At 51.6% G+C, this 26,497-nt stretch carries 22 protein-coding genes; 18 read left to right on the top strand and 4 right to left on the bottom strand.

Annotated elements, in window-relative coordinates:
- The first annotated feature begins 646 nt into the window (after positions 1-646).
- The 3 genes from dnaB to HU175_RS14980 all read left to right on the top strand — a co-directional run bounded on the left by dnaB (position 647) and on the right by HU175_RS14980 (position 5,326).
- On the top strand, positions 647-3,289 hold the full coding sequence (gene dnaB / locus HU175_RS14990; protein ID WP_176567365.1) for a replicative DNA helicase: 2,643 nt from the start codon (positions 647-649) through the stop codon (positions 3,287-3,289).
- A gap of 91 nt (positions 3,290-3,380) precedes the next feature.
- On the top strand, positions 3,381-3,956 hold the full coding sequence (locus HU175_RS14985; RefSeq protein WP_176567364.1) for a DUF2911 domain-containing protein: 576 nt from the start codon (positions 3,381-3,383) through the stop codon (positions 3,954-3,956).
- A gap of 239 nt (positions 3,957-4,195) precedes the next feature.
- Entirely contained in the window at positions 4,196-5,326 is a 1,131-nt protein-coding gene (locus HU175_RS14980; protein ID WP_176567363.1) for an erythromycin esterase family protein, read from the top strand.
- A gap of 19 nt (positions 5,327-5,345) precedes the next feature.
- Here HU175_RS14980 and HU175_RS14975 read toward each other — a convergent pair whose 3' ends face one another.
- Together HU175_RS14975 and HU175_RS14970 are read right to left on the bottom strand one after the other, a co-directional pair.
- Positions 5,346-5,936, bottom strand: a complete 591-nt coding sequence (locus HU175_RS14975; RefSeq protein ID WP_228724426.1) for an IS630 family transposase — start codon at positions 5,934-5,936, stop codon at positions 5,346-5,348.
- A complete protein-coding gene (locus HU175_RS14970) occupies positions 5,933-6,358 on the bottom strand; it encodes a helix-turn-helix domain-containing protein (RefSeq protein WP_176567169.1) in 426 nt (141 codons plus the stop codon). The genes HU175_RS14975 and HU175_RS14970 overlap by 4 nt, the downstream gene beginning before the upstream one ends.
- A gap of 214 nt (positions 6,359-6,572) precedes the next feature.
- On the opposite strand from HU175_RS14970, the gene HU175_RS14965 reads away from it, so the two are divergent.
- Together HU175_RS14965 and HU175_RS14960 are read left to right on the top strand one after the other, a co-directional pair.
- On the top strand, positions 6,573-6,944 hold the full coding sequence (locus HU175_RS14965) for a hypothetical protein (RefSeq protein WP_176567362.1): 372 nt from the start codon (positions 6,573-6,575) through the stop codon (positions 6,942-6,944).
- Positions 6,945-7,059: 115 nt separating this feature from the next.
- The gene (locus HU175_RS14960; RefSeq protein WP_176567361.1) at positions 7,060-8,037 is read left to right on the top strand and encodes a DUF4238 domain-containing protein; all 978 of its coding nucleotides are present in this window, start codon (positions 7,060-7,062) and stop codon (positions 8,035-8,037) included.
- Between the two features lie 160 nt (positions 8,038-8,197).
- Here HU175_RS14960 and HU175_RS14955 read toward each other — a convergent pair whose 3' ends face one another.
- Entirely contained in the window at positions 8,198-8,998 is an 801-nt protein-coding gene (locus tag HU175_RS14955; RefSeq protein WP_176567360.1) for a TIGR00730 family Rossman fold protein, read from the bottom strand.
- A gap of 294 nt (positions 8,999-9,292) precedes the next feature.
- Here HU175_RS14955 and HU175_RS14950 point away from each other — a divergent pair, with 294 nt between their 5' ends.
- From HU175_RS14950 to HU175_RS14895, 12 genes are all read left to right on the top strand, one after another.
- Positions 9,293-10,801 (top strand): DUF1593 domain-containing protein, encoded by a 1,509-nt coding sequence (locus HU175_RS14950; RefSeq protein WP_176567359.1) that lies wholly within the window; start codon positions 9,293-9,295, stop codon positions 10,799-10,801.
- A gap of 64 nt (positions 10,802-10,865) precedes the next feature.
- The gene (locus HU175_RS14945; RefSeq protein WP_176567358.1) at positions 10,866-11,714 is read left to right on the top strand and encodes a helix-turn-helix domain-containing protein; all 849 of its coding nucleotides are present in this window, start codon (positions 10,866-10,868) and stop codon (positions 11,712-11,714) included.
- Positions 11,715-11,879: 165 nt separating this feature from the next.
- A complete protein-coding gene (locus HU175_RS14940) occupies positions 11,880-12,671 on the top strand; it encodes a glucose 1-dehydrogenase (RefSeq protein WP_176567357.1) in 792 nt (263 codons plus the stop codon).
- Positions 12,672-12,941: 270 nt separating this feature from the next.
- Positions 12,942-13,769 (top strand): alpha/beta fold hydrolase, encoded by an 828-nt coding sequence (locus HU175_RS14935; protein ID WP_176567356.1) that lies wholly within the window; start codon positions 12,942-12,944, stop codon positions 13,767-13,769.
- Between the two features lie 121 nt (positions 13,770-13,890).
- Complete coding sequence (locus tag HU175_RS14930) at positions 13,891-14,628, top strand: alpha/beta hydrolase (protein ID WP_228724172.1); 738 nt, start codon at positions 13,891-13,893, stop codon at positions 14,626-14,628.
- A 114-nt stretch (positions 14,629-14,742) separates the two neighbouring features.
- Entirely contained in the window at positions 14,743-15,684 is a 942-nt protein-coding gene (locus HU175_RS14925; protein ID WP_176567354.1) for a ring-cleaving dioxygenase, read from the top strand.
- A gap of 311 nt (positions 15,685-15,995) precedes the next feature.
- On the top strand, positions 15,996-17,000 hold the full coding sequence (locus tag HU175_RS14920; RefSeq protein WP_176567353.1) for a type I glyceraldehyde-3-phosphate dehydrogenase: 1,005 nt from the start codon (positions 15,996-15,998) through the stop codon (positions 16,998-17,000).
- Between the two features lie 26 nt (positions 17,001-17,026).
- Entirely contained in the window at positions 17,027-17,320 is a 294-nt protein-coding gene (locus HU175_RS14915; protein WP_176567352.1) for a hypothetical protein, read from the top strand.
- A 67-nt stretch (positions 17,321-17,387) separates the two neighbouring features.
- Positions 17,388-18,359 (top strand): zinc-binding alcohol dehydrogenase family protein, encoded by a 972-nt coding sequence (locus HU175_RS14910; protein ID WP_176567351.1) that lies wholly within the window; start codon positions 17,388-17,390, stop codon positions 18,357-18,359.
- Positions 18,360-18,428: 69 nt separating this feature from the next.
- Positions 18,429-19,370 carry a DUF5996 family protein gene (locus HU175_RS14905; RefSeq protein ID WP_176567350.1) on the top strand — a complete coding sequence of 314 codons (942 nt, stop codon included), beginning with the start codon at positions 18,429-18,431 and terminating at the stop codon, positions 19,368-19,370.
- A 13-nt stretch (positions 19,371-19,383) separates the two neighbouring features.
- On the top strand, positions 19,384-19,953 hold the full coding sequence (locus HU175_RS14900) for an antibiotic biosynthesis monooxygenase (protein ID WP_176567349.1): 570 nt from the start codon (positions 19,384-19,386) through the stop codon (positions 19,951-19,953).
- A gap of 107 nt (positions 19,954-20,060) precedes the next feature.
- The gene (locus HU175_RS14895; RefSeq protein WP_176567348.1) at positions 20,061-22,400 is read left to right on the top strand and encodes a histidine kinase dimerization/phosphoacceptor domain -containing protein; all 2,340 of its coding nucleotides are present in this window, start codon (positions 20,061-20,063) and stop codon (positions 22,398-22,400) included.
- 16 nt (positions 22,401-22,416) lie between these two features.
- On the opposite strand, the gene HU175_RS14890 is transcribed toward HU175_RS14895, so the two are convergent.
- Positions 22,417-23,994: a Na+/H+ antiporter gene (locus HU175_RS14890; protein ID WP_176567347.1), complete on the bottom strand. Its 1,578-nt coding sequence runs from the start codon at positions 23,992-23,994 to the stop codon at positions 22,417-22,419.
- Between the two features lie 186 nt (positions 23,995-24,180).
- Between HU175_RS14890 and HU175_RS14885 the strand changes: the two genes are divergently transcribed.
- Positions 24,181-26,493 (top strand): histidine kinase dimerization/phosphoacceptor domain -containing protein, encoded by a 2,313-nt coding sequence (locus HU175_RS14885; protein ID WP_176567346.1) that lies wholly within the window; start codon positions 24,181-24,183, stop codon positions 26,491-26,493.
- Positions 26,494-26,497 lie beyond the last annotated feature (4 nt).

Below are 26,497 nucleotides of genomic sequence, written 5' to 3'. Positions count from 1 at the left end.
CACATTACGTTACCTTTATATCAATCTGACGATTATTTTTAAGACCGTTTTAATTAGTCTACGTTCTGACTGAATAGTAATACTACTCACCAGACGAATTGTCATCGGATTTAGAAAAATAACCCTCAAAAAATTTGAAGCTATCGGCCAGTTTGATAGGTAACACGTAAAGAAAATCACGGGGAATGAACAGTGCTGACTATTTACCTTTCTTCTCGTTCGTTAAGCTTGTCCATAAGCTCAATACCAGCCCTAGCCGGGCGTGAACGTACCTCGATCCGGCCACCCAATGCCGCCGTTCTTGTCGTATCAAGAAGCATTTGTTTAAGGCCCGGCAAAACAGTACCCCGTTGAAAAACCTGGACCTGTGTAACCTTTCCTTTATGGAAGCGCCTTTCCGTAGTACTACGGAAAGGCGCTTCTAAACAAAGACTTTCGTGAAGCAGCGCTACACCCCCTTTAGAACAATCCCCAAAATACATTCGGATAATGGCTAAAAAAAGTTATTCCGACTATTTTCTTTCGGGCACTTTCGTAATCTTTACATTACCAGAATGTTACGTCGTTTCGCATTTTTTTAGCCTTTCTTCCGGGCCGAAGGTGCTTGCCTTGAGGGGCCAATATTGCGTAAACTTGCAGTAGACAAATGGAGAACAACGCACGCCCCAACGCACACCTTCGTAAACCCTCAGCTTATGCTGGAGGCCGTCAGCAGGCTGGTAATCACTGGCTTGACACGGGACTTGGCAAACTGCCCCCTCAGGCACTGGACCTCGAAGAAGCGGTTTTGGGCGCGCTGATGATTGAGAAAGATGCCCTTTCGTCGGTCGTCGACATTCTCAAGCCGGAGACGTTCTATAAAGAAGCGCATCAGCGGATTTATAACGCAATCCTGACGCTGTTCGGCAACTCCGACCCCATTGATCTGCTTACCGTTACGCAGCAGCTCCGCAAAACCGGCGAGATCGAACTCGTTGGCGGGGGTGGCTACGTATCAGAACTGACCTTCCGGGTTAACTCGGCGGCCAACATTGAGTACCACGCCCGGATTGTATCGGAGCAGGCGCTGAAACGGGCGCTCATCGCCATGTCGTCAACCATCCTGCGGGATGCCTATGAGGACACCACCGACGTATTCGAGCTCCTCGACCGCACGGAGCAATCGCTCTTCAAGATTTCGGAATCGAATATCAAGAAGAATTACGCCGACATGAGCACCATCGTCCGGATGGCGCTGAACGAACTGGAGACCAAGAAAAACCAGGAAGGTCTCACCGGCGTTCCATCCGGCTTCACCAACCTCGACCGCGTTACGTCCGGCTGGCAGCCCACGGAATTAATCATTCTGGCGGCACGTCCTGCCATGGGCAAATGTCTGGGCAAGGGAACCAAGGTCGTTATGTTTGACGGTTCACTACGTAAGGTTGAAGATGTACAGGAAGGCGATTTGCTGATGGGTGATGATTCAACTCCTCGCCGAGTACTGTCGATTGCCCGCGGGCAGGAACGCATGTACTGGATTCGGCAGAATAAGGGGATGGATTATCGAGTTAACGAGAGCCATATCCTATCGCTCAAACGGTCACGGACGGAAGGCGGTCACCACAAAGGAGACGTAATGAACATTACGGTTCGTGATTACCTAACGAAATCCAATAAGTTCAAGACCAATTACAAGGGCTATAAAGTCGCGGTTGAATTCCCATCACAGGAGCTTCCGCTCGATCCGTACTTTGTCGGCCTATGGCTTGGCGACGGGCACTCCTACAGCTCCCGCCTGACGAATACAGACGCCGAAGTTATTGACTACCTGCAGGAGTACGCCACAGAACTGGACAGCCAGTTAATGACGTACCAGCAGGCTGGCAAAGCACCGAACTACGCCATCACAGCTGGCCAGCGGGGTGGTCGCTCTACCAGTAGTGTACAGTCCCAGCTTCGCAATCTCGCTGTCATTGAGAACAAGCACATTCCCAAGAAGTACCTGATTAACTCGACTGAGAACCGGCTTAAACTGCTGGCGGGCCTTGTTGACAGCGACGGCCATTATCAGGCAGCGTTCAACTGCTACGAAATCACGCAGAAGAACAAAGCTCTGGCAGAACAGCTAAAATACCTTTGCGATACGCTGGGCTTCCGGTGTTCGCTTAAAGAAAAACAAGCTTCCATCGCGTCAATAGGATACACCTGCACGGTATATCGGTTACGTATCTTCGGTAACCTGGATTCTATTCCAGTCAGGATTGAGCGAAAGAAAGCTCGTCCACTTCGGGCTCGGGCGAATCCACGCCGGGCCGACTGGCGTGTGACGGGTATCCAGGTCGAATACGATAAAGTTGACGATTACTACGGCTTCTCTATCGACGGCAATCGGCTGTTTCTCCTTGAGGATATGACCGTGACGCACAACACGGCATTTGTTGTGTCAGCGTTGCGAAATGCGGCTGTTGACCACGGCAAACCCGTAGCTATTTTCTCGCTGGAGATGTCGTCGGTGCAGCTCGTCAACCGTCTTATTTCGGCGGAAGCGGAGATTGATTCGGAGAAGATCCGGAAAGGAACGCTGGCTCCCCACGAGTGGACCCAGTTGCACCACAAGATCCAGCGCCTGACTGAAGCGCCTATTTTCATCGACGACACCCCTGCCCTATCCATTCTGGAACTGCGGGCCAAGTGCCGCCGTCTGAAGGCGCAGCACGATATCCAGATGGTCGTCATCGATTACCTCCAGCTGATGTCGGGGGATTCGTCAAACAAGGGTGGTGGGAACCGCGAACAGGAAATTGCGTCGATTTCGCGAGCCTTGAAAAACCTCGCGAAGGAGTTGAACGTACCGGTCATTGCCCTGTCGCAGTTGAGCCGGGCCGTTGAAACGCGGGGGGGCGACAAAAAACCACAGCTATCTGACCTTCGGGAATCGGGATCTATCGAGCAGGACGCCGACATGGTGTGCTTCCTTTACCGTCCCGAATATTACAACATTACGCAGGACGAAAACGGCAACTCAACCGTAGGGATTGGTGAGGTAATCATCGCTAAAAACCGGTCTGGTTCGTTGGATACCGTGCAGCTTCGTTTCGTCGGCAAATACACAAAATTCTGCGATCTGGATTCGTACTTCGAACCGGTAGCTACGCAGGGCTTTAGTCCGGAGACAAACGGCCTGAGCAGCTTCGACCGGAGTTCTGGACCATTGCCCGAGCCATCGGCCGGTAGTGTCTTCAAGAGCAAAGCGAACAACCTGTCCAACTTCGGCAATGCCGATCCGAGCCAGGAAACCCCGTTCTAAGCCAATTGTTATTGGTTGTTATGATATTTCTGGCCTAGCCGTCAGCCTGTATATCAGTAGCTTACCTTACCGTTCAACCTTATTCGAAACCATGAAATCAATTGGTTTACTTGTCTGCCTGTTTGTAGGTGTTACGTTCGCGGCAGAAGCCCAGAAAATGCGGGGCCTGGATAAAAGCCCGATGGACATGGCGTATTATCCCGACGATTTTGCCCACGATCGCAAATTTGCTCCGGCTAAAGTTGGTGATACCGGCTATGCCAGAGTGATCTACAGCCGTCCGGCTAAAAATGGTCGGGAAGTTTTCGGCAAACTGGTGCCTTACGGCAAGGTTTGGCGGGTTGGGGCCAACGAAGCCACGGAAATCAAACTGCTCAAAGACGCTACGATTCAAGGTAAAACAGTAAAAGCGGGCGTTTACGCCCTGTACGCTATTCCCACTGAAACGGCGTGGACAATTATTCTGAACTCTGACCTCGATCAGTGGGGTGCTTATAGCTACAAGCAGGACATGGACGTACTGCGCGTGACCGCTCCGGTGAAGAAGACGGATGAGCCCGTCGAAAACCTGACGATCCAGTTCAGAAAAGTTGGCGACAACGCGAAAGAGTCAGTCATGATGATTGCCTGGGATACCACGCTGATAGAAGTGCCTATTTCTTTTTAACTGATCTTGCAGTCAAAAAAAACGCCCATTTATCACCAGATAGATGGGCGTTTCGTTTTTACCAGAAGCCGACTTATTTCATAAATAAACTTAAAGCAGTTATATGGAATCGATACAGTTGCGTTGAGAAGGAACATACCAACCTTCTCATTGTATATATGCGGTTTTTGAACAGTGTACTCTTTATAGCTTTATGCTTCCTTTTCGTATCCGTTCCGATTATTGCTCAACCAACAAGGTTGGAACAGCAGAAGTGGCAGCAGGCTTTAACGCCCTTTCAGTACCATCAACTCACGGACACGACCCAGTTTGAACCTATTAGTGAGTTGGTCCGGGGCAAATCGATTGTGGCCGTTGGCGAAGTAACCCACGGCACGAAACAGGTTAATCAGCTCCAGGTGAAGGTGGCGATGGATTTATGCCGACACGATGATTTTCGCACTGTTGTGCTGGGCGAAACCTACACCGCTTCGACGCTGGCGCTGAACCGTTACGTCCTCTTCGACGAAGGCACGCTGGGCGAAGCGCTGCAAGACCTGGCGGATCACCAGGGCGTAGTTGTCGAGGAGACACGCGTGCTGGCCCGATGGATTCATGACGAGAACAGGACCCGGCCGTTCGACCGGCGAATCTGGCTCGTTGGTACTGAAGTTGCTCCGCCCGGTTTACTGGCCGACGTATTGCTTCGGCAAGGAAGCGCTCACTGGTCTACTCCCTTAACGGATAAACTGAGTACTATTGCCCGAACACCCGCTCACCTGATCGCGCAGAATTTTGGTCCTGCCCCCGATCAGTTCATCCGACAGACCTTCGCTCAGGCACTTTCATTACTGCAATCGGGAACGAACCAAGCGGAATCATTGGAACAGCACTGGCAACGCCAGCTACTCAGTCAATACCAGTACGCTACCGATATTTTCGTTCACGATCAGCAGGCACCGCGTGACTTGGGTATATTCGAGAATATAAAATGGCTTAGAGAGCACTTGGCCGACCGCAAACTGGTCATTATTGATGCCCATAACGGGCACGTTGAGCGACACCAATGTTATCATCGGGATGATTTTGTGTACCGACGTATTAAACGATTTGGTCATTTCCTGCACGAAGCTTACCCCGATGATTATTTTGTTATCGGCACGGAGGTACAGCGCGGTTATTTCGACCGGGGCCCAAGTAAAGAGGTTAACCGTATGCCGGAGCATAAAAAAAAGATAGGTACCATTCTGGGAAGAATTACTAACAGTCAATACGGCTTGCTTCCGATGGACAAATGCCGGTCGCTGGGCTTGTTTCAGCACAATAACTATCGGCTAAGTTTCGGGACTTCTGATCAGGTGAAGGGACAAGTGGCCTTGTGTAATAAGTAATGCGACAAAATTAGTTTGACTAAAAATCGCTGAATCGAATGAACAATTCCTGACCCACAGCGGCTAATGCTAACCAGACGGCATAAAACAACGTGTTACTGGTCTGATAATCTTCAGGCCGTAACCAACGCGCTTTCAGCTCTTTCCAAAGTCGTTCAGCCAAGTTCAAATGGGGGCTGTAAGGCGGCAGATAGAACAGGTATAAGCCCCGTTGGTGCCAGTCTCCAAGCCGTTGGCGAACTTTATCGGACGTATGAATCCGGGCGTTATCGAGTACGATTACCGTTGGTTTGGACAGCCGCCAAGACAGTTCTTCTAACTGGTTGACGACAAAAGCTGATGTAATAGAGCCATTTGTGGTCGCATAGTGCAACTGATTCTGGCGCGAAATCATCCCAAAACAATTCAGCCGTTGGCCCTTTGCGACCTCAATATGCACCGATTCATCTTTAAACTGCCAACCGTAGGGCACGTATCCTTCTTCGCTGACGCTGGATTCATCGCCGTAAAAGAGGTCAATAACTCCGGCCTGACTTTGCTCTTCCAGCAAGCTAAGAGCCTCGTAACGAACCTGGTACAACTCAGCATTTGGTTTGCTTTTGGGTCTCAGTCTGATGCGTCGGTAAGAACCGTCAAGTTTTTTAAAAAGCGTTGCAAGGTCTTTAGGCTCATGGAACGACCCGTTTGAGACTCAATCTGCGCTTTAGCCTGATTCAGTCGCTGCCGTTCGTTCTGCACTACCTGTCGTACTAAAGTGGCATCGGTTTGCTTGTCAAGCAGGGCTTTACGCCCTCGTCCGGGTTTGGTCCGCAGGCCGTTGAGTCCCGCTTGTTGATAACGGTTTAACCAGGCATTGACCGAGACATAGTGCTGTTTAACGAGTTGAGCAACTTCTTTGGAGGTACGGCCCTCACTTTTGAACAAGACGATCTGGCAACGTTGGCGAAAGGCATGGGAGGTGTCGCTGCGAAACGCTTGTTCAAGGGCTTGCCGTTCGGCGGGTTGGAGTTCGATAGTGCGCGGTTTTCCCAAAGCTAGCTTGTTTTTAAAGCGAAGAACCGAAACATACTTGTATTAACCTAATTTTGTCTAATTACTTAGCATAGCTACTGCGTTTGATGCACTGGTTTTTATTCGCGAGTCGGAGCCCGCTGCCCGGCTCGATTCGCTGGCGAGCAAACCCATTTTTTCTGTTTACCTAAACGTAGCGCAACCCTTTATCGACTCAGTTGTAGCATCGCGCCGGATGGCGATCGACCTAACGGACATTCAATTTACGCCTGTCTCGTCCAGACCATCGTCGCTGAATTTACAGGTCTATATCCACTCGAAACGCAAACGGTTTCTAAAGCTGGCTAACTTCCGGTTGCAGCCCGGTGATTCGGCATCGGTTGTCCTTCCGGACATGCCTAAATCAGCAAAACTGATTAGTATGATGCTCGTCGGAAAGAATATTGAGCAGTGTCAGGTTAAAAAACTGGCAATCAACGGCCATTCGGTTATGGGGCCGGAATTTTTGCTGATCGATCCAAACGCTCATAAACTAACAGCTAGCCCGAAGGGTGGTTTTAGAGTCGAATCAGCCCAGGCACGTAACTCGCTGAGGAACAATCAGTGAGGTAAATTACTGATACGTACGGATTAGTCAGTACAGTCGAAACTCTTGTCCGGTTAGCATTGTCCGACTAAACGATGTATCTTGATTCAAGGTGTAACTTGCATTCTTCTGTCCCATGCAACAAACTAAATCGCCCGGCTCACATTATGTGCCCAAGGTGTACTTGAAGAAATTTGTTAATAGAAACGGGAAACTTTTTCGAGCAAACAAAGCGAGTAAGAAACAAACAAGATTGAAGGATTTCCATCCTTCAGCGATCTGCTATCAACCAGGCTTTTATGAGTTCAGCAGTAAGCACCCGCTGAAAGGTTATATAGTAGCAGAGCCTAATTACTTAGAGGATAGAGGTTTTTTGTACGAAAATAAACTTAACAAATGGATTGACAAGGTAATAAGCCCTACTGAAGTAGTATCTACGCAGGATGCTTATGATCTAGCTGTCACCCTCTTCAATCTCAAAGTGCGTAATCCATTTTATAGAGAGCACTCGTTTTCCGAACAGAGTATTAATTTCTCTATTGACAAAATTCTAGCCGAAGAGAAGCAAAGCTGGAATTTAGGAGAAAGTGTAGCCCAGTTGCGTAATGTACCTTACGAGCTTTTTACTCAAATAGTTGAGCACCTACGGCATGAGTGGATAAATGATCCAAACTTTAGCAAAGAACTCCATAATAGATCGCTGCTTGAAAATTTAGAAAATCCGAGTCAGATCAGGCTTTGGGTATATTACAAACTCACCGCAGCGAAATGGGTGATTTATAAGACAACGATCAATCATCAGTTCATTTGCTCAGACAACCCAGGCTATTGTATTGACGAAGAGAATAAAGTTCACAATATTAGATTTGGTGGGCGTTGCACGTTTGTATTTCCTTTAACATCCTATCACGCCTTAGCTATTATTGCTGATGATGACGACATCAAAGAGTTGCCTGTTGTTAAGCCCATTCAGCATATTCAAGCTACTTCTGATTTAGTAAAGATTATTAATCAGGCCACCTGGATAGTAGCTAATAAACATGTTTACGCTGCCTATGAACAGTCTATTCTTCAAACCTGGTATGCTATGAACGGTTCGGGACTAATCATTTGATGTCAGTTGTTAATACTATTGGCGTTGGATTAGATTGTAAATTAGTAAGTGAGCAAGCCGGGTATCATTAATAAAAGAAACGCTCTCAATGTATGGAGGGCGTTTCTTTTATTAATGATACTAACTGTCCGTTATCCTACCTGCCTCCAAACATAACAGTCTAGAAATTCGGTTTCAGCAGGTATTTGCTATAGAACTCGTCGATTACGTGTACCGCTTCGGCGGGGGTATCGACAATGCTGATCAGCTTCATATCTTCCGGGTTGATGTTGTGCTCCTGCCCCAGCATCACGTCCGTAATCCAGTCGATCAGACCTTGCCAGTACGTCCGGCCAACCAGCACGATCGGGAAACGGGCAATCTTACGCGTCTGAATCAGCGTAATGGCTTCGAATAGTTCATCGAGCGTACCCATGCCACCGGGCATGACGACAAAGCCCTGCGCGTATTTTACGAACATCACCTTGCGCACGAAAAAGAAATCAAAATTGATACTCTTGTCGGGATCGATGTAGATGTTGCTATGCTGCTCGAAAGGGAGTTTGATGTTCAGACCAACCGATTTACCACCCTGCTCAAAGGCACCTTTGTTACCGGCTTCCATGATACCGGGACCACCGCCCGTAATGACGCCGTATCCATGACGCACCAGCTTGGCCGCGATTTCTTCCGTCATTTTGTAGTATGGACTGTCGGGCTGTGTGCGGGCAGATCCGAAAATGGATACACAGGGACCAATTTTGGCCAATTTATCAAAACCTTCCACGAACTCAGCCATCACCTTAAAGATGACCCACGAATCGGCCGTCTTAATTTCATTCCAGTTGTGATCCTGAAATGCATCCTTGATTCGTTGTTCGTCGGGGGTTAATAAGAGTTCATCTCGTTTGGGTAAATCCTGAGCGATGCGCTCAGTGCTCTGCGTTTCAGAGCGTTGCAGATTTTCTTTTGTTGCTTCCATTGGGTACTTAAAAAGGCAGTGGGCGTAAAAACGGACTCACTATCTGGTAGAAAAAAATGTCCGCCCAAACGACTCAGAAAAACCGTGTTGTCAGCCATGCCAATCAAGTTTTCTCCGGGGCGGATTAGAATAACGAATAAAGCGGTAAAAACGTTTCTAGGTATTTATGTACCTATACAGAAGCTGGCTTCTCCATTTCACCGGCCAACGGCGTTTCGTTACCAATTGCAAATTCGCCTGCTTTTCATCTAATTGACCGCACTTTACAGCTTTTGTACTCCCGAATCAGTTGCTATGCTTAAAATCAGCGCTACATGGTTAGTAGCCGGGCTACTTTCCGTAACTACACAGTCAATTTTTGCCCAGCCAGCTTCCAGCAAACCACGTACCATCGTCACCACTGACGGTGAAGTAGACGATGTCGATACGTTTGTTCGCTTACTGCTTTACAGCAATGAGTTTGACCTGGTCGGACTGGTATACAGCAGCTCACAGTGGCACTACAAAGGCGATGGTAAGGGTACCAAGTTCACGTCCGAAATGGACAATACGGCCAAACGCTACGGCGAACGCACCGAACTGCGCTGGCCGGGCACAACCTGGATGGAGAGCTATATTGATAAGTACGCTCAAGTGTACCCCAACCTGACAAAGCACGCCAAAGGCTACCCCACGCCCGGTCATCTCAAGAGCCTGGTGCGGGTGGGTAATATTGATTTTGAAGGGGCGATGGACAAAGACACGGAAGGCTCGGATTTCATCAAAAAGATTCTCCTCGACGACGATGCCAGCCCCGTTTACCTGCAAATCTGGGGTGGTACCAATACGGTGGCCCGTGCGTTGAAATCCATTGAAGATCAGTACAAAAAGACGGACGATTGGGCGAAAATCCAGCAGAAAGTATCCGACAAAGCCATTATCTACGCTGTACTGGACCAGGACGCTACGTACCAGAAATACGTCGCGCCCAACTGGCCCCGTATCAAAGTTCTCTACAACTCCGATCAGTTCTGGAGCTTTGCCTACCTCTGGCCCCGCGTTGTACCCACCGAGTTGCAGACCTACCTGGACGGAAACTGGTTTGCCAAGAATATCCGCAACCACGGCCCGCTGCTTGACGCCTATTACCTCTGGGGCGATGGCAAACAACTGCCCGGCGACCCGGAGCACACGCACGGTGATATGGCCGAAGCAAAGAAATACAACCGGAGTCAGTACGATTTCATTTCAGAAGGTGACTCCCCGGCGTTTTTCTACCTGATTGATGTGGGCCTGCGCAGTAAAGAAGACGTATCGTACGGTGGCTGGGGCGGCCGGATGGTACAGTCAAAAACCAATCCTTACCGCTGGGAAGACGGCAAAGACGTAACGGATTACGACCCCTACACAAAGAAAGAGGAAACGGCATACCCGCAGGTGCGCTGGATTCCTGCTCTGCAGAACGACTTTGCCGCCCGCGCCGACTGGTGCATAAAACCAGCCAAAGAAGCCAACCACCCGCCGGTAGCCAAACTCAATCACGCCCACGACCTGACCGTCAAACCGGGGCAGACGGTTACCCTCAGTGGTTCGGCGACGGACCCCGATGGTAACGCCGTTACATATCGCTGGTGGCAGTATGAAGAAGTGGACAGCTACCGTGGACAGGTGGACCTGAAAACAGCCAATTCGGCAAAAGCGTCGTTCGTGGTTCCGAAGGAGGCAAAACCAGGCAACACCATTCACCTGATTCTGGAAGTAACCGACAACGGCACCCCTGCCCTCACCCGCTACCAGCGGGTAATTGCAACGGTTACGGAGTAGTCAGGATTAAGTACACGGCAGCTGCGTGTGTTATCTGTCCATCTGAAGTGCCCCTTGGCTAATCATGAAATATTCTGTTGAGGTAAACGATTATCCGGTTCATGATCTTCCTAATCTGCATTTTCTAGCAGCCGACCAGGGCGCGGTATTTGGTGATCACCGGAGTATACACCGGATCAATTTCTATGCGATTGTCTGGTTTTTAGAAAACGGCGGCCTGCACTATGTTGATTTTGAGCCATTTCCTATTCGCAAAGACGATGTTTATCTGATTGGCAGCAACCAGTTGCACGCTATTCCCTCGGCAACAGTCCCCAAAGCGCGCGTGATTGTATTCTCATCCGAGTTTTTCGACCGAATCGAGGAGTTTCATTTCCGGCAGCTTTTTTTACCGATCCATAACGAAGGCACGGCCATTCCGCCCGACATGGTGCAACCCCTCCATCAGCTTTTCGAACTCATTGTCCTTGAATACAAGGGACGTATCAACATTCCGCTTTTACTAAAATACACTACTGCATTTCTGACGCACATTTACCGTTTCAGAACCGAAAATCCGGCAATTGCGCTAAGCGAAGATCACCGCGTAATTCATGTCCTTCGGCTTCTGGAGGAAAACTTCAAAGAGCACCACTCGGCGACATTTTACGCCAAAGAACTGGGACTTACACCCAAGAGGATCAATGAGTTGCTCCGTCAGCAAATGAATACAACTATCAGCCAGCTGGTGTACACCCTCCTGCTGGCGGAGGCCAAACGGACGCTTTTTCATCATGAACTGAGTATCAAGGAAATCGCCTACGACCTGGGGTTTACCAATCAATCCTATTTCGCCAGATTCTTCCGGAAATACACCGGCATGGCCCCGGAAAAATTCCGTGCGCATGCGGCTGATATGCTGCTGACGGCATAAAATTTTCTCGTACCTATGTTCAAATAGTGTCCATTTACGGCGCAAAAATGCGCTTCCCTTATTCCCAGAACCGACAAATTGCATGGCATTAAATCAGCTGACTTACTGGGTCAGCCAAAGAGTGCGAAACGATTTTTGTCCTACACGAGTAACACAGTAAATAAAATGGGAAGCCTGAAAGACAAAGTTGTCGTAATCACCGGCGCTGCTATGGGGCTGGGATACGCAACGGCAGAACAAGCCGCGAAGAATGGGGCCAAGCTGGCACTAGTCGATTACAACGCTGATTCGTTACAGAAAGCAGCGGATGGTTTAAAAGCACACTATCCGGATCTGGAAGTGATTGCTATTGTAGCGGATGTATCCGACGAAGCCGCTGTGAAGAATTACGTAGACGAAACCGTAAACGCTTTTGGTCGGATCGACGGTTTTTACAATAACGCGGGCATCGAAGGTCGGCAGGCACCGCTGACCAGCTACGATCTGGATGTGTTTAAAAAAGTGATCGACATCAACCTAATGGGTGCTTATTTCGGCCTGCGTTACGTCATTCCGGTGATGCAGCAACAACAGCACGGCCGGATCGTAAACGTAGCCTCGGTGGGTGGTATCCGTGGCGTAATGAATCAGACGCCCTACGTTGCTACCAAGCACGCCGTATCTGGGATGACCAAAAATGCGGCTCTCGAATATGGTAAAGACGGCATTGTTACCAACGCAATCGCGCCGGGTGCTATCCTAACGCCCATGGTCGCCGAGGCCTTTAATCAGATCAATCCGGCCGACCCTAAGAAAGCGGAATCTGAGTATGCCCAGTTTAACCCCACCAAGCGCCTTGGCTTACCGGAGGAAGTTGGTAAACTAGTCGTTTTCCTGCTCAGCGAAGACTGCAGCTACGTAAGCGGTCAAACGATCGCTGTCGACGGCGGGCAGTCCAACTCATACGGATTCGCCTGATTTTTAAGTACATAAATCCGAAGGGCCGCCTTATGGTGGCCTTTTCTTTTTTACCACTAGTGTCCAGCTAACAGGGCTTTTGTTTTTGAGTTTAGGTAATCCTTACCTCTACCTGCTCGCAGCCTTTCTCCTGACAAAAACCGCTTAAAGTACCGCATTACCCGCGATTGATACCGCTCCTAATAGGCGACTTCACGTCAACTTTGTCTTGATAATTCGCAGCGAATCTACGTCGATGTGAGCTTCTTTAACCAGCAAAACGCTACAAGTATGCCTACGCTAACGCTTAAAGACGGTACCGAAATCTATTACAAAGACTGGGGCACGGGTCAACCCGTAGTTTTTCATCATGGCTGGCCGTTGTCCTGCGACGACTGGGACGCCCAGATGATATTTTTCCTGAATCAGGGCTATCGGGTAGTAGCCCATGACCGACGGGGGCACGGCCGCTCGACACAAACGACCGACGGCCACGATATCGATACCTATGCCGCCGATGCCGCCGAGCTGGTCGAATTCCTCGACCTGAAAGATGCCATTCACATTGGGCACTCGACGGGGGGCGGAGAGGTAGCGCGTTACGTGGCTAAATACGGACAGGGTCGGGTTGCCAAAGCGGTGTTGATCAGTGCAGTTACCCCCCTGATGGTAGCGCGCGACTCGAATCCCGACGGGGTCCCGATGTCGGTGTTCGATGAGATCCGGGAGGGTACGGCGACCCGGCGACCACAGTATTTCAACGAGTTTACTATACCCTTCTATGGCTATAACCGGACCGGTGCTACACCTCTACAGGGCGTTCAGGACAACTGGTGGCGCCAGGGGATGATGGGCGGCATCAACGCGCATTATTACGGGATCAAAGCCTTTTCGGAGACTGATCTTACCGAAGATCTCAAAAGTATCGACGTACCCGTACTGGTCCTGCACGGGGAAGATGACCAGATTGTGCCCATCGATATTACGGCCCGCAAAGCTATTAAACTTCTCAAAAACGGTCGTCTGATTACGTATCCAGGCTTTCCGCATGGCATGCCGACTACGGAAGCCGCGACCATCAACGCGGACCTGCTGGCGTTCATCAAATCAGACGTATAACACAGCTTTCAGCGCGGTAACAGGGTGTTGAAAATCATAGATCCTGTTACCGTACTCAAACAACATCTGCATCATGAAATCGACAACAAGTGTATTTATCAGCTTATTAGCTTCGTTGATCATGACACTCCTAGAAACCGACGAAACCATGGCGCAGGCAACAGCCAAGGGAATAAAAAATATAGTACTGGTTCACGGTACATGGGCCGATGGATCAAGCTGGTCGAAAGTAATTCCGTTGCTGGAGGCCAAAGGTTTCAACGTACTGGCTGTGCAAAACCCGCTGACCTCCCTCGGTGATGACGTAGCGGCCACGAAACGTGCTATTGAGCTGCAGAATGGGCCAGTTTTGCTGGTGGGTCATTCGTGGGGGGGCGTGGTCATTACCGAAGCGGGCAACCACGAAAAAGTGGCTGGGCTGGTATACGTAGCGGCAGCCGCGCCCGACGAAGGACAATCCTTCCTGGAACTGGTACAGACGGCTCCGGCCACGCCCGGCAACGACCAGATCCGCCCGGATGCATACGGCTTCGTCAGCATGTCACCCAAGGGTATTTATGAGGATTTCGCGCAGGATTTACCCAAGTCCGAGCAGCAGCTGATTCTGGCGACCCAGGGTCCGCAGGCTTTTTCGGCCTTGCAGGAAAAGATCACTAAAGCCGCCTGGAAAGACAAGCCGTCCTGGTACATCGTGGCCGTTAACGATCGCATGATTAATCCGAATCTGGAACGGTTACTGGCCAAAAAGCTCAATGCAACAACGTTGGAGCTACCTACAAGCCATGTAGCCATGCTGGCTCAGCCTGAAAAAGTAGCGACTTTCATCATCGAAGCAGCCACCAACGTCGGTAAAAAATAAAGCCTGACCAGCCCATTCCCGAACAAACGTCGGGAATGGGCTGGTCAGGCTTTATTATCTGCATAAACATCATCTAATACGTGGTTACTCATTTTCCCATTTACCTTTCTTAATATGAATCAGTCCATTCTGGGTCTTCATCACATCACCGCTATCGCTAACAACGCCCAGCGCAACTACGGTTTTTATACTCACGTATTGGGGCTGCGGATGGTTAAGAAGACGGTTAATTTCGATGACCCAACCACGTACCATTTTTATTACGGCAACGAAGAAGGTACTCCCGGAACCATCCTGACCTTCTTTCCTTGGGAAGGTATCGGCCCCGGACGTAACGGGACCGGTATGGCGACCGAAATTGGCTATTCAGTTCCGGCCGATAGTCTGGATAACTGGACTAGTCGGTTTCGGGAAGCGCGCGTATCAATGGACGAACCCGGCGAACGGTTCGGAGAACAATATCTGCCGTTCACGGACCCCGACGGACTGGCCATGACGCTTATTGTGCCCAGGCAGCCCGATGGCCGCTCCGTCTGGGAAACCGATGCTATTAAGCAGGATATGGCCACCCGTGGTTTTCATAGTGTAACGTTGACATTACAGAAGATTGACGCTACCGCCCGGGTGCTGACCGACATCTTCGGGTACCGGCTATTAGCGCAGGAAGGCAACCGCTACCGGTTCCAGACCGATACCGTACCCGAAGCAGCGATTGTTGATCTGCTGGAAGAGCCAACCAGTGAAATGGGGCGTAATGCCGCCGGTACAAACCACCACGTCGCGTTCCGGGTGGCCGATGATACGATTCAAATGGAGTTCCGGGAGAAGATTCAGAGCAGCGGGTTACAGATCACACCCAAGATCGACCGCGACTATTTTTATTCGCTCTACTTCCGCGAACCGGGGGGCGTTCTGTTCGAGATTGCCACTGACAATCCGGGTTTTACGGTCGATGAGCCGCTTGCTGAACTGGGTAGCCACCTTAAACTCCCGAAACAGTATGAGGCTTCGCGGACTAGAATTGAGAAAGCATTACCCATTCTGAAGACTACGTAGCTGACTGTTTGATAGTCACCCATCAAAATAACTTTGTCCGTACGTCCACGCCCAGTTTCGGCGCCATCCGGATCAGTACACTGATATATGGCTGATGTCCTCTTATCTGACTACCGAATCTCATTGTACGGATGCATTCAGAACGGATAGTCACCGGCGGGCAGCCGCTACCAACAGCCACTAAAGTTTTGCTAACGCTGCCCTGTATATGAGCACCGTTACCGAAATGATTTACCTTAACCGGGGCCATATCATCAGTCGGGACGAAAGCAAACAAGTCAATTCACTCATAGTCAAAAACCCATAATTCAATGGTAACCATCGGTTTGTATGGCTTTGGCCGCATCGGGCGGCAGTTTCTACGCATTGGTTTACAGCAGCAGCTATTTGTTCCGACTGCCATTGCCGACATTCGGGACGAATCCACGCTGGCAGCTCTCTTCGCGGTTGATACCAATTACGGTCGCTGGCCGGAGCCGGTGTCGGGCAGTGAGGGTAAACTGACCATTGGCGATCGAGAGCTGGCGTATTACAATTCGGCGAAGGAAGTCCCCGACTGGGGCGCGCTGGGCGTCGATCTGGTTATCGACTGTACAGGGCGGGCAACTACCCGCGCCGGGGCACAGGTGCACTTAGATCGGGGGGCTCGCTACGTGCTTGTCAGCGCGCCCAGCAAAAGCCTGGACGACTGCGATGCGGTGCTGCTGAAAGGCATCAACCTGGATACGTTCGATCCGACCAATCACCATATCGTCAGTATGGGCAGTTGCACTACCAACGCGCTGGCCGCGGTTGTGAAGGTCGTTCTGGAAAACTTCGGGGTTCAGTACGGTCTCTTCTCGACGGTGCATTCATACACCAATACGCAGTCGCTGACAGATCAACCCATGAAAGACCGACGGGATTCGTGGGCCGCGGCCGAAAACATCATTCCATCCTCGTCGGGGGCGGCCCGTGCACTCCAGTTTATCTGGAAAGATCTCAAAATCACCGGCAAAGCCTACCGCGTGCCAACCCGCACGGGCAGCATCGCCGAACTAAACCTGATTACGGAGCGGGACTGTACGGTGGAGGAAGTCAACGACGCCTTCCGGCAGGCCGCAGCAGATGGCCCATTGAAGGGCGTACTGGACGTGCTGGAAGACCAATGGGCATCGTCCCGCATTGTGGCCGACCCCCACTCATCGATCGTCGATCTACCATTGACGGCCAAGGAAGGAAAACTCCTATCGGTAGCTGCCTGGTACGACAACGAGTGGGGCTTTTCCAATCGGCTGGCCGAGGTAGCCGCCTTCCTGGCCAATCGTATTGATTAATTTGTATCAACCTCAACCTACGTTTCATGGAGCAGGCTTCTTTCCTCACCGTTTCTCAGGTTGTTAACGCCCTACACCAGCAGGGCTTTCTTACTATTTTCCGGCTGGATGCAAACCAGTTGACGTGTTCAGCCGGTACGTTCAGCGCCGACGAGTTCGATATCGTTGAACTGTATCGGGTCAGGGGCAACGCGCCAGAAACAGGCGACATGATCGTCTGCGCGATCCGGTCCAGCCTGAAAGGCATCCTGATAACCCGCTGTGATACCTCCGGAAAGCCAACGGCCAGCCTGCTTCAAATGAAACAACCCTCTTTATAAACGACCCATTCACTACACCCTCTTTTTACTCTCGTACAGACGTATTAGCCCACATAGAGTCGCTGTTATGAAAGCTGCCGTATTACATCAACTGGGTGAGGAACCCCGCTACGAAGACTTTCCGGATCCGGTTCCGCAGGAGGGTCAGCTGCTGCTCCGGGTAAAAGCCGCAGCGGTCAAAAACCTCGACAAAGCGCGGGCCAGTGGCAAACATTACGCCAGTCATCAGCAGTTGCCGACCGTGGTCGGGATCGACGGAGTGGGTTTGCTAGACGATGGTCGGCGCGTGTACGCAACCGGCCTTTCTGGTATGCTGGCCGAAAAAGCGCTGGTGTCACTGGCGAATCTCGTGCCCATTCCCGATACTCTATCCGATGCGACAGCGGCCGCACTGCCCAACGCCGTTATGGGGGCTGCGCTGGCCCTGTTGCACCGAGCACAGCTGAAAGCTGGTATGGTGGTGCTCATCAACGGTGCGACGGGCGTAACGGGCCAGGTAGCGGTTCAACTGGCCCGCTACTACGGAGCCAACCGGGTTATTGTCACGGGACGGAATGCAGAATCGCTCGAAAAGCTGAAAACGCTGGGGGCCGACGAAATTATTTCGCTTCGGCAGGACGATGAGTCGCTTATCCATCAGCTCAAAGCCGCTCATGCTGCCACGCCCGTCGACGTCGTAATTGATTACCTGTGGGGGCATCCGATGGAAATGTTGCTCAAGGCACTGATGAGCGGGGGTATTAATCAGTTTACCCATCCGGTTCGGATTGTCACGGTAGGCAGTATGGCCGGCGAGACCATCGGCCTCTCGTCGGGAAGCCTGCGTAGCTCGGCAATCGAAATACTTGGGTCTGGTTTGGGGAGTCTGTCGGCGGATGCGTTTCGGCAGATGAACACCGACATCCTACCCGACCTGTTTCAACTGGCAACAACCGGTGGCCTGATACTCGACACGGACGTCCGTCCACTGGCCGACGTAGCAACGGCCTGGAATCAGGATATTGCGCCGGGTAAACGGCTGGTCATTCAAATTGCTTAATCAAGTCGGACGGAACGACGCCCGTTTCCAGCTGATTGAAGTCCCTGTCAACCACTGATTCAACTCGTTATGACAACCAACACACGTATCCCGGAACGCTGGCCTGCCCTACCCTATGCCGACTGGAACCAGACGCTAGAAACGCTGCACCTCTGGACCCAGATCGTGGGCAAAATCCGGCTCCGGCAAACGCCCTGGATCAACCACTCCTGGCACGTTACTCTGTACGTATCGCCAAGGGGGCTGACGAGCAGTAGCATTCCTTACGAACGAGGAGTATTTCAACTCGATTTCGACTTTGTGAGCCATCAGTTGCATATCAGTACCAGTACTGGGCAACGGGTCGACGTCGGTCTTTACCCCCGGTCGGTAGCTAACTTCTACGTCGACGTGATGGCTTCGCTCCAGCAGGTGGGCATCGACATTACCATTCACGACACACCTAACGAACTACCCAACGTCATTCCTTTTGCCGAGGATCACCTGCACCAGTCGTATGATGCGGTGATGGTGGAGCGCTTCTGGCAGGCCATTGTCAGTATGTATCCTGTTTTCATGCGGTTCCGGGCGGGTTATACGGGCAAGTGCAGTCCCGTTCATTTTTTCTGGGGCAGTTTCGATCTGGCTGTTACGCGTTTTTCGGGCCGCCGGGCACCGCTGCATCCGGGAGGAGCGCCTAATATGTCGACCCGGGTTATGCAGGAAGCGTATTCGCACGAAGTCAGCTCGGTGGGTTTCTGGCCGGGCAACGAACAGTTTCCCGAAGCCGCCTTCTATTCTTACTGCTACCCCACTCCGGCTGATTTTGGACAGCAGCGTGTCGAACCGGCAGGGGCTTATTTCCATCCCAACATGGGCGAGTTTATCCTGCCGTACGAAGTAGTTCGCCAGGCCGCCGACCCAGAGTCGCAGTTACTGGCGTTTCTGCAGACGACCTACGATGCCGCCGTCACGACCGCCCACTGGAACCGGGCCGAACTCGACTGCGACCTGACCAGCTACGAATACTAACCAGCGCGCTTACATGGCCCCGAGCATTTCAATCAACACCAACAGTGCCGTAACAACCATCATTGTCCAGCGGCCTTATAAACAGCAGGTTCAGGCTTACGAAAACTGGTTACGGGAGATCGTGCCGCAGGCCCAGGCGGCAACGGGCCACCGGGGCGTGAACGTGATCCGTCCGCACGGGCAGAACGACGAATACACCATTGTGCTGCATTTTGATTCGGAAGCTAACCTGCGCGACTGGCTGGAATCCGACACACGTAAACAACTGATAGACAAGGTGCGCCCTATGCTGAACGAGGCCGAGAAAATTGACATCAGGACTGGACTTGAATTCTGGTTTACCCCGCCCCGGAGCCACAAAGTGGCTCCGCCTTACAAGCAGTTTCTGATTACGTTGTCGGCCATTTTTCCACTCTCATTCCTGATTCCACAGCTTCTCGCTCCACTTACGCTCTCCCTCCCCTTTCTGGCGATTCCATTGATCAGAGCATTCCTGACCAGCCTAATTATTGTTGGCCTGATGACATTTGTAATTATGCCCCGCTATGTCCGGCTGGTGGCTCGCTGGCTGTATCAATCATAACCATTCAGGAGCGCCGACTACGTCGTTTACCGGCTTATATTTGTCTGATACGCTATAGTTAACAGAGCGTTACCCGCTGCTGGCTTTCCGGATGTCTCTTTGTCTACATGTGCAGTCAGGTGTATAAACCCGTTGGTCAATCGTCGATCCTACCGGTATTGTTTTCCGGGTTTGCCCGAACCTGTTTATTGTTCGGGTTGCTGCTGTATACCCTGGCCGCTGGCGGACAAAACATAAACCGGCAGCAGGTAAACCGTCTTCTCGCTGACTTGCGACAAAGCCGCCCCGACGAGAAACGAATTTCCATTTTACTGGAGCTGAGTAAGTTTCATATTTACAAACCTGGCGAAACGAAGGCGGACCTGGATAGCAGCCGGATATACCTGCGCCAGGCTAGAAAACTAAGCGACTCACTGCATCTACTAACCCGGCAGCACGAAACGGAAAGTTTATCTATCGTCGCCGATCTGGAAGGTGGTGATACGGCTTCCGGACGGGCGCGATTTTCAACGTTGATTACCAACTGCCAGCGTTCGGGAGATAAAGAGGGCGAAGCGATTGCCCGATCTAAGTTCGGTATATGGCTACGTAATTACGCCCCGGATTCGACTATCGTACTGGCCAACTTTCGCCTGGTAGCCGCATTATACCGGTCGATACATAAACCGATCGACGAGATCAACGCCCTAAAGGAAATAGGGATTACTCATCTGTACGAAGGCAAGCTGACAACGGCCGAGTCGGAGCTGTTGCACGTTTTGAAGCGATACAAAGCCATCCGTTATCCTAAGCTCCATTACACCTACAACCTCTTATCGATCATCGGGCGGCTAAAAGGAGATCTGAACGAGGGCCTGATGTACGGACTATTGTGCGTGGAGACGATGAAACGAACAGCCGACACAGCCTCGGCAGCCGCTTTTTACGGCGATCTGGCGCAGGTGTACGAAGTAGCCGGCAATCATCAGAAAAGCATCGACTGGTACAAAAAATCGCTTGTCGTCTGGCGTCGGGAGGGGTTACCGAATTTTGCTCTGTTCAACGCAGCGGGCATGATTGCCAAAGAATTGATCGCGCAGCAACAACCGCAGGAAGCCCTTCGGTTTCTGAAAGAGCTGGTCGCGGAGATTCCGACAAATACGCTTATCCAAAAAGCCTGCGTAGCCCAGAACTTCGCCTACTGCTACGATGCCTTACAGAACTACGGATTGGCAGAGCGTTATTACCAGGAAGCGCTGCTACGGTATGAGAAAAACAACCTTGATTTTGAGCAGTCGTTACGGGTTCGGGAGGATATTGGGGCGTTTTATGTAAAGCAACACAAATACAAAGAAGCGGGGTATTACCTGACGAAAGCCTTGACGATTCTACCCCAGAAAGAAGCCCTGTCAACACTTCGGGATATTCATCTAATGCTATTTAAAGTAGATTCTGCGCAGGGCAGTTACCTCTCGGCTATCGATCATCTGCGCCATTATAAAACCTTTAACGACTCGCTTTTCAACGAAGCCAGGAGCAAACAACTCACGCAGTTACAGATTCAGTACGATACCCGGGCGAAGGAACAGAACATTGCCCTGTTGACCAAGCAGAGTGAACTCCAGCAGTCGGCGCTGAAACGGGCCGAAACCACACGAAATGCCATCCTGATAGGTGCCCTTTTACTGGCGGGTTTGTTGGGAGTTAGCTATAACCGGTACCGGCTTAAGCAACGTAGCAATCAACTGCTGGAGGCCAAGCAGCGAGAGATCGACCAGAAAAACCAGTCGCTGGAACATATGGTGGTCGAGAAAGAAGAATTACTGGAAGAGAAAGAGTGGATGCTGAAAGAGATTCACCACCGGGTCAAAAATAACCTCCAGATCATTAGCAGCCTTTTGAGCGCCCAGTCCGACTATCTCCACGATACTACGGCCCTGGCCGCTATCCGGGAGAGCCAGAATCGGGTACAGGCCATGGCGTTGATCCACCAGCGCCTGTACCAGTCCGACCACCTGGCCCGGGTCAGCATGGTTGACTATGTAAGCGAAGTTGTTGATTATCTGCTAGAATCCTTCAGTCACCAGCCAGCTGTTCAAACCGTCTTGGACGTTTTCCCTGTTCAGCTGGACGTTAACCTGGCCACGCCGATTGGCCTGATTATCAACGAAGCCGTCACCAATTCGCTGAAGTATGCATTCCCTGAAGCTAGGACTCTCCAGCCCCGTATTATCTGGGTAAGCCTTCAGCCCTTGGACGAAGAGACCTGCCGACTTCTTATTGAAGATAATGGCGTGGGGCTACCGACTGGGTTTAACCCCGCCCAAAGTACAACGCTGGGGCTGACTATGATTCAGGGCCTGAGCCATCAGATTGGGGGCCGCCTACAGATACGTTCGCATCAGGAATCAGGCGTGTGTATCCAGTTGGATTTCGATCAGCACCGAAAAACGGACCGAATTTCATAGGCAGGCTGACAGGTCTTCAGCCTACGGGATGCCACTGGATCTCCTCCCGGTCCAGTTCGTTTTCCAGTTCATGAAACAATTCGACGTCGATCTGTTGCCGGTCCCGCAGGTTGATCAGTTCGTCACGCTGCGCCTGAATTCCAGTCAGCATCAGTTTCTGATTGAGCTGATGCTGGTCCAGTAGGGCTGCCGTTTCCATATGCGCCAGTTCTTTCGCCCGCATCTGGTGCTGGGCAACGATCACCTGCACGGCTGCTCCCGTCAGTTTTTCCTGGCAAACTAGTTGCTGTACCTGCCTCAGTGCCCGTTGGGAAAGCTGTTTCCGTACCTCATGCCGGGATAGATAATCGGTGGGTTGCTGTCCGAACGCCAGCGCCCGAATAACAACCGGCAGCAATACGCCCTGTACCACCAGCGTGAACAGAATAACGCAGAAGGTGATGAAAAGAATCAGGTTGCGCCCCGGAAATGGGCTCCCATTGGGCAGGTGTTCGGGGATGGAGAGTACGGCTGCCAGCGACACAATCCCCCGCATACTGATGTAAGCCAGCAAGGTAGTGTATCGGCGAGACGGGAAGATCGGCGGTAAATGCACTAATTTTCGGACCTGGTTGGAGAGTGTATCGGCCATGAAAATGAACCCAAACCGGATAATGACCACCGTCAGGCTGATACCAATGCCGTAGGCCAGAAGATGGTTGGTGGATTCGCCTTTAATGGCGCTCACTACATGTGGCAGTTGCAGGCCAATCAGGATAAAGATTAGTCCGTTCAGCAACACGATGACAAAATCCCAGACGGCCACCGCCTGCATCCGTACAATTGGGCTGTGTATCCGCGATTGCTTATGCCCGATAAACAAACCCGCCGTCACAACGCTCAGCACGCCACTCAGGTGCAGGTGTTCGGCCACCAGATACGCCAGGTAGGCCGTCACAAACGTCAGTATTGTTTCGAGCCCCGGTTCCAGTTTGGCGTGTCTATGAATGCAGTACGAAACAAAGCCCACGACCAGCCCTACGCCAATACCACCCCCAGACAGCAACACAAACTCCAGCAGGGCGTGTCCGAGAGAAAATGCTCCCGTACTCACCGCAGCCAGTGCGAGTTGTAAAAGTACCAGCGCGGACGCATCATTTACCAGGCTTTCCCCTTCCAGAATCGTGACAATCTTTCGGGGTACCGACTGCGTCTTCATGATCGCCGTGGCGGCAACAGCATCCGAGGGCGACACAATAGCTCCCAGCAGCAAACCCATCGCGATAGTGAAACCCGGAATGATGGCGTGAGCCAGCCACGCAACGCCGAGACTGGTTACCAGCACCAGCCCCAAAGCCAGCACGATGACAGGTTCAGCATAGCGCCGGAAGTCGCTCCAGTTTGTGTACCAGGCGGCACTATACAGCACCGGCGGCAGGAATACAAGCAGTACCACCGACGGGTCGAGAACCACCTGGGGTAAGCCCGGTACAAGGCCGATCACCAGGCCGCCTACCGTCAGCAGGATCGGGAAAACCAGGTGAATGCGCCGGGCCAGCATCGCTAGCCCAAGTACGAAAACAAGGAGCAGAATTACCGTTTCCAATGGATGCATCAGTACGAAGAGAAAATCGCCAGTAATGGCACAAGTCGAGGAATGAAGTCAAAAGTAAGGCGTACCGGTGCGCTTGTATCGGTACGAAATGATGATTCTGCGGTACATTAAGCGGAGTTTTCCAGGAACACTCGTCAACTGCGGAGCATTTGCGCGAATTTGCGTTAGACACTTCTCCGTTCGTCCATGAAACGCCTGGTAGCGTTGTGTATTTGTTGGTTATTAACGCAGGCAATAGCCTTTGGGGAACCGCTGTACCCAATGCTTGGCCGCCGGGCGGTCGACAGTCTGCAACGGGCGCTGCTGCACAGGCAGGTGGATACGCAGCGCGTCAATATTCTGCTGGCCCTAAGCGCAGACCTAATTACCCGCCATGAGGAACTGGATGAACCACTGGGCAACGCCTATACGTACAGCCAGCAGGCTGACCACCTGAGCGTATCGCTTCAGTTTACGGCTGGTCAGATACGTAGCCAGTGTGCACTGGGTCGCCTGGCGAGGCTTGCTGGCGACCGACAACAAGCTGAAACCCTTCTTCAGGGCGTACTGGCGTATTACATTCGGCAGGGCAACCGCGCTCAACAGGCGGTAACCTGCTATTTTCTGGGGCAGCTCTACGACCGCACTCCGGCCGGGCTGGTCAAGAAAGTGATGTATTACGAGCGGTCTATGGAGTTGTTTCGGCAAGCGGGGCAGACCGACAAACAGGCCTATATGCTCAAAAACGTAGCCGATATGCACGCGGCACAGGGCAACCCGGCGCGGGCCGAGCAGGAGTTATTTGCCGTACTCCGACTCTACCGATCAATCGGGTATTCGCAGCTTCAGTACACTTACGATCTGCTCAGTTCGGCTTACCACGTTCAGAGTCGGTACGATAAGGCGCTGAAATACGAACTCATGACGGTTGACCTGGCCGTTCAGCAAAAAGACAGCCTGTATCTGGGAAGCTTTTATTACAACCTGGGAATCTTGTACGACGAACTACAGCAATGGACGAAGGCCGTCCCCTGTTACCAGAAGTCCCTGCTCTTTTTCAGTCAGTTAAAGAACCGGTCGATGCTCCAGTTTATCGCGTATCAACTTACCAGTTCACTGATTACCCACCAAAGTCCCGCTTCTGCCCTGCGCTTTTACCAGAATTTTTTACGACAGTATCCGCCCGCCAGTCGTTCGGAACGCTATGGAGCCTGTATGACTCTGGGCGATTGTTACCTGGCGCTCAAGCAATACCCGTTGGCTGAAACGTACTACCAGAAAATGATGGCAGCCCATTCGGGTGAGCTGGCCCCCGACGAACCGACCATTTCAGGGTACATGAAAGTAGGCACGTTTTACAGCACCGTGAAGCAGTACGACAAAGCACGTCGGTATCTGAACCGGGCACTGGGGCTGTTGAAGCAGGTGGGTTATAAACGAGGCACGGCTAGTGTTTATCTGCAATTGTTTAGGCTCGACTCGGCGCAGCAGAACTACCAGGCGGCTATTGTTCATTACCAGACCTACAAAGCTCTCAGCGATTCGATTTTCAACGAGAAAAAAAGCCAGCAAATTGCCCAGCTCGACGCGCAGTACCAGACGCGCCAGCAGGAACAGGACATCGCTCTGCTGACCCGAAAAAATCAGTTGCAGCAGGCCAGCATCCAGTCAAAGGATTTGCAGCGGAACAGCATCATAGCCGGTTGTGTCCTCCTGTTGCTACTGCTTAGTCTGAGTTACAACCGCTATCGGCTCAAGCAACGGACCAACCAGTTGCTGGAAGCCAAACAGCTTGAAATCAGCCAGAAAAATCAGGTGCTGGAGAAACTGCTGGTTGAAAAAGAGCATCTCATTGCCGAAAAGGAATGGATGCTGAAAGAGATTCACCACCGGGTGAAGAATAACCTGCAAATTATCAGCAGTATGCTCAGTGCCCAGGCCGATTATCTGGACGATCCCAGTGCCCTGCTGGCGATCGAAAATAGCCGAAACAAAATCTACGCGATCGGACTGATTCATCAGAAGCTTTACCAGTCCGAAAACCGGTCGCTGGTCAACATGACCGAGTTTATTGACGAAATTGCCCGCTACCTTGCGGAAGCCCTGGCGGCAGACAGCTCGGTAAGCATCGTCACCGACGTAACGCCGGTGGGGCTGGACGTATCGCTGGCCGTACCGCTTGGGCTGATTATCAACGAAGCCGTCACGAACGCGCTCAAATATGCCTTTCCCCAGCAGCGAAAAGGACAAATTCGACTGGAACTGCATGTCAACGAGAACCAAACGTATCAGTTGTCGGTCAGCGACGATGGCGTGGGCCTGCCAACCGATTTCGACGTGCTGAACAGCAATACGCTGGGACTGACGATGATCCGGGGACTGGCCCGCCAACTCAACGGGCGGCTAACCATCCGACAGGATTCCGGAACGCACCTCCAGCTTCATTTCCCACAAAGACGAGCAACCAGCCATACATTGGTAGACGAGTCTGCAACGGGTAGCCATGAAGCCGTTTATTGATTTA

Origin of the sequence: Spirosoma sp. KUDC1026, from assembly GCF_013375035.1 — a bacterium.
In the GTDB taxonomy this organism is placed as follows: domain Bacteria; phylum Bacteroidota; class Bacteroidia; order Cytophagales; family Spirosomataceae; genus Spirosoma.
The sequence above is the reverse complement of the archived record's forward strand: the minus strand, read 5'-3'. Positions and strand labels throughout refer to the sequence as shown.

Coding starts and splice junctions, on each gene's coding strand:
- HU175_RS14895 (WP_176567348.1), top strand. CDS start 20,061: ATGTGCAGTCAGGTGTATAAACCCGTTGGTCAATCGTCGATCCTACCG.
- HU175_RS14965 (WP_176567362.1), top strand. CDS start 6,573: ATGGCGATCGACCTAACGGACATTCAATTTACGCCTGTCTCGTCCAGA.
- HU175_RS14925 (WP_176567354.1), top strand. CDS start 14,743: ATGAATCAGTCCATTCTGGGTCTTCATCACATCACCGCTATCGCTAAC.
- HU175_RS14985 (WP_176567364.1), top strand. CDS start 3,381: ATGAAATCAATTGGTTTACTTGTCTGCCTGTTTGTAGGTGTTACGTTC.
- HU175_RS14935 (WP_176567356.1), top strand. CDS start 12,942: ATGCCTACGCTAACGCTTAAAGACGGTACCGAAATCTATTACAAAGAC.
- HU175_RS14955 (WP_176567360.1), bottom strand. CDS start 8,998: ATGGAAGCAACAAAAGAAAATCTGCAACGCTCTGAAACGCAGAGCACT.
- dnaB (WP_176567365.1), top strand. CDS start 647: ATGGAGAACAACGCACGCCCCAACGCACACCTTCGTAAACCCTCAGCT.
- HU175_RS14900 (WP_176567349.1), top strand. CDS start 19,384: ATGGCCCCGAGCATTTCAATCAACACCAACAGTGCCGTAACAACCATC.
- HU175_RS14930 (WP_228724172.1), top strand. CDS start 13,891: ATGACACTCCTAGAAACCGACGAAACCATGGCGCAGGCAACAGCCAAG.
- HU175_RS14920 (WP_176567353.1), top strand. CDS start 15,996: ATGGTAACCATCGGTTTGTATGGCTTTGGCCGCATCGGGCGGCAGTTT.
- HU175_RS14890 (WP_176567347.1), bottom strand. CDS start 23,994: ATGCATCCATTGGAAACGGTAATTCTGCTCCTTGTTTTCGTACTTGGG.
- HU175_RS14945 (WP_176567358.1), top strand. CDS start 10,866: ATGAAATATTCTGTTGAGGTAAACGATTATCCGGTTCATGATCTTCCT.
- HU175_RS14905 (WP_176567350.1), top strand. CDS start 18,429: ATGACAACCAACACACGTATCCCGGAACGCTGGCCTGCCCTACCCTAT.
- HU175_RS14960 (WP_176567361.1), top strand. CDS start 7,060: ATGCAACAAACTAAATCGCCCGGCTCACATTATGTGCCCAAGGTGTAC.
- HU175_RS14910 (WP_176567351.1), top strand. CDS start 17,388: ATGAAAGCTGCCGTATTACATCAACTGGGTGAGGAACCCCGCTACGAA.
- HU175_RS14940 (WP_176567357.1), top strand. CDS start 11,880: ATGGGAAGCCTGAAAGACAAAGTTGTCGTAATCACCGGCGCTGCTATG.
- HU175_RS14915 (WP_176567352.1), top strand. CDS start 17,027: ATGGAGCAGGCTTCTTTCCTCACCGTTTCTCAGGTTGTTAACGCCCTA.
- HU175_RS14885 (WP_176567346.1), top strand. CDS start 24,181: ATGAAACGCCTGGTAGCGTTGTGTATTTGTTGGTTATTAACGCAGGCA.
- HU175_RS14950 (WP_176567359.1), top strand. CDS start 9,293: ATGCTTAAAATCAGCGCTACATGGTTAGTAGCCGGGCTACTTTCCGTA.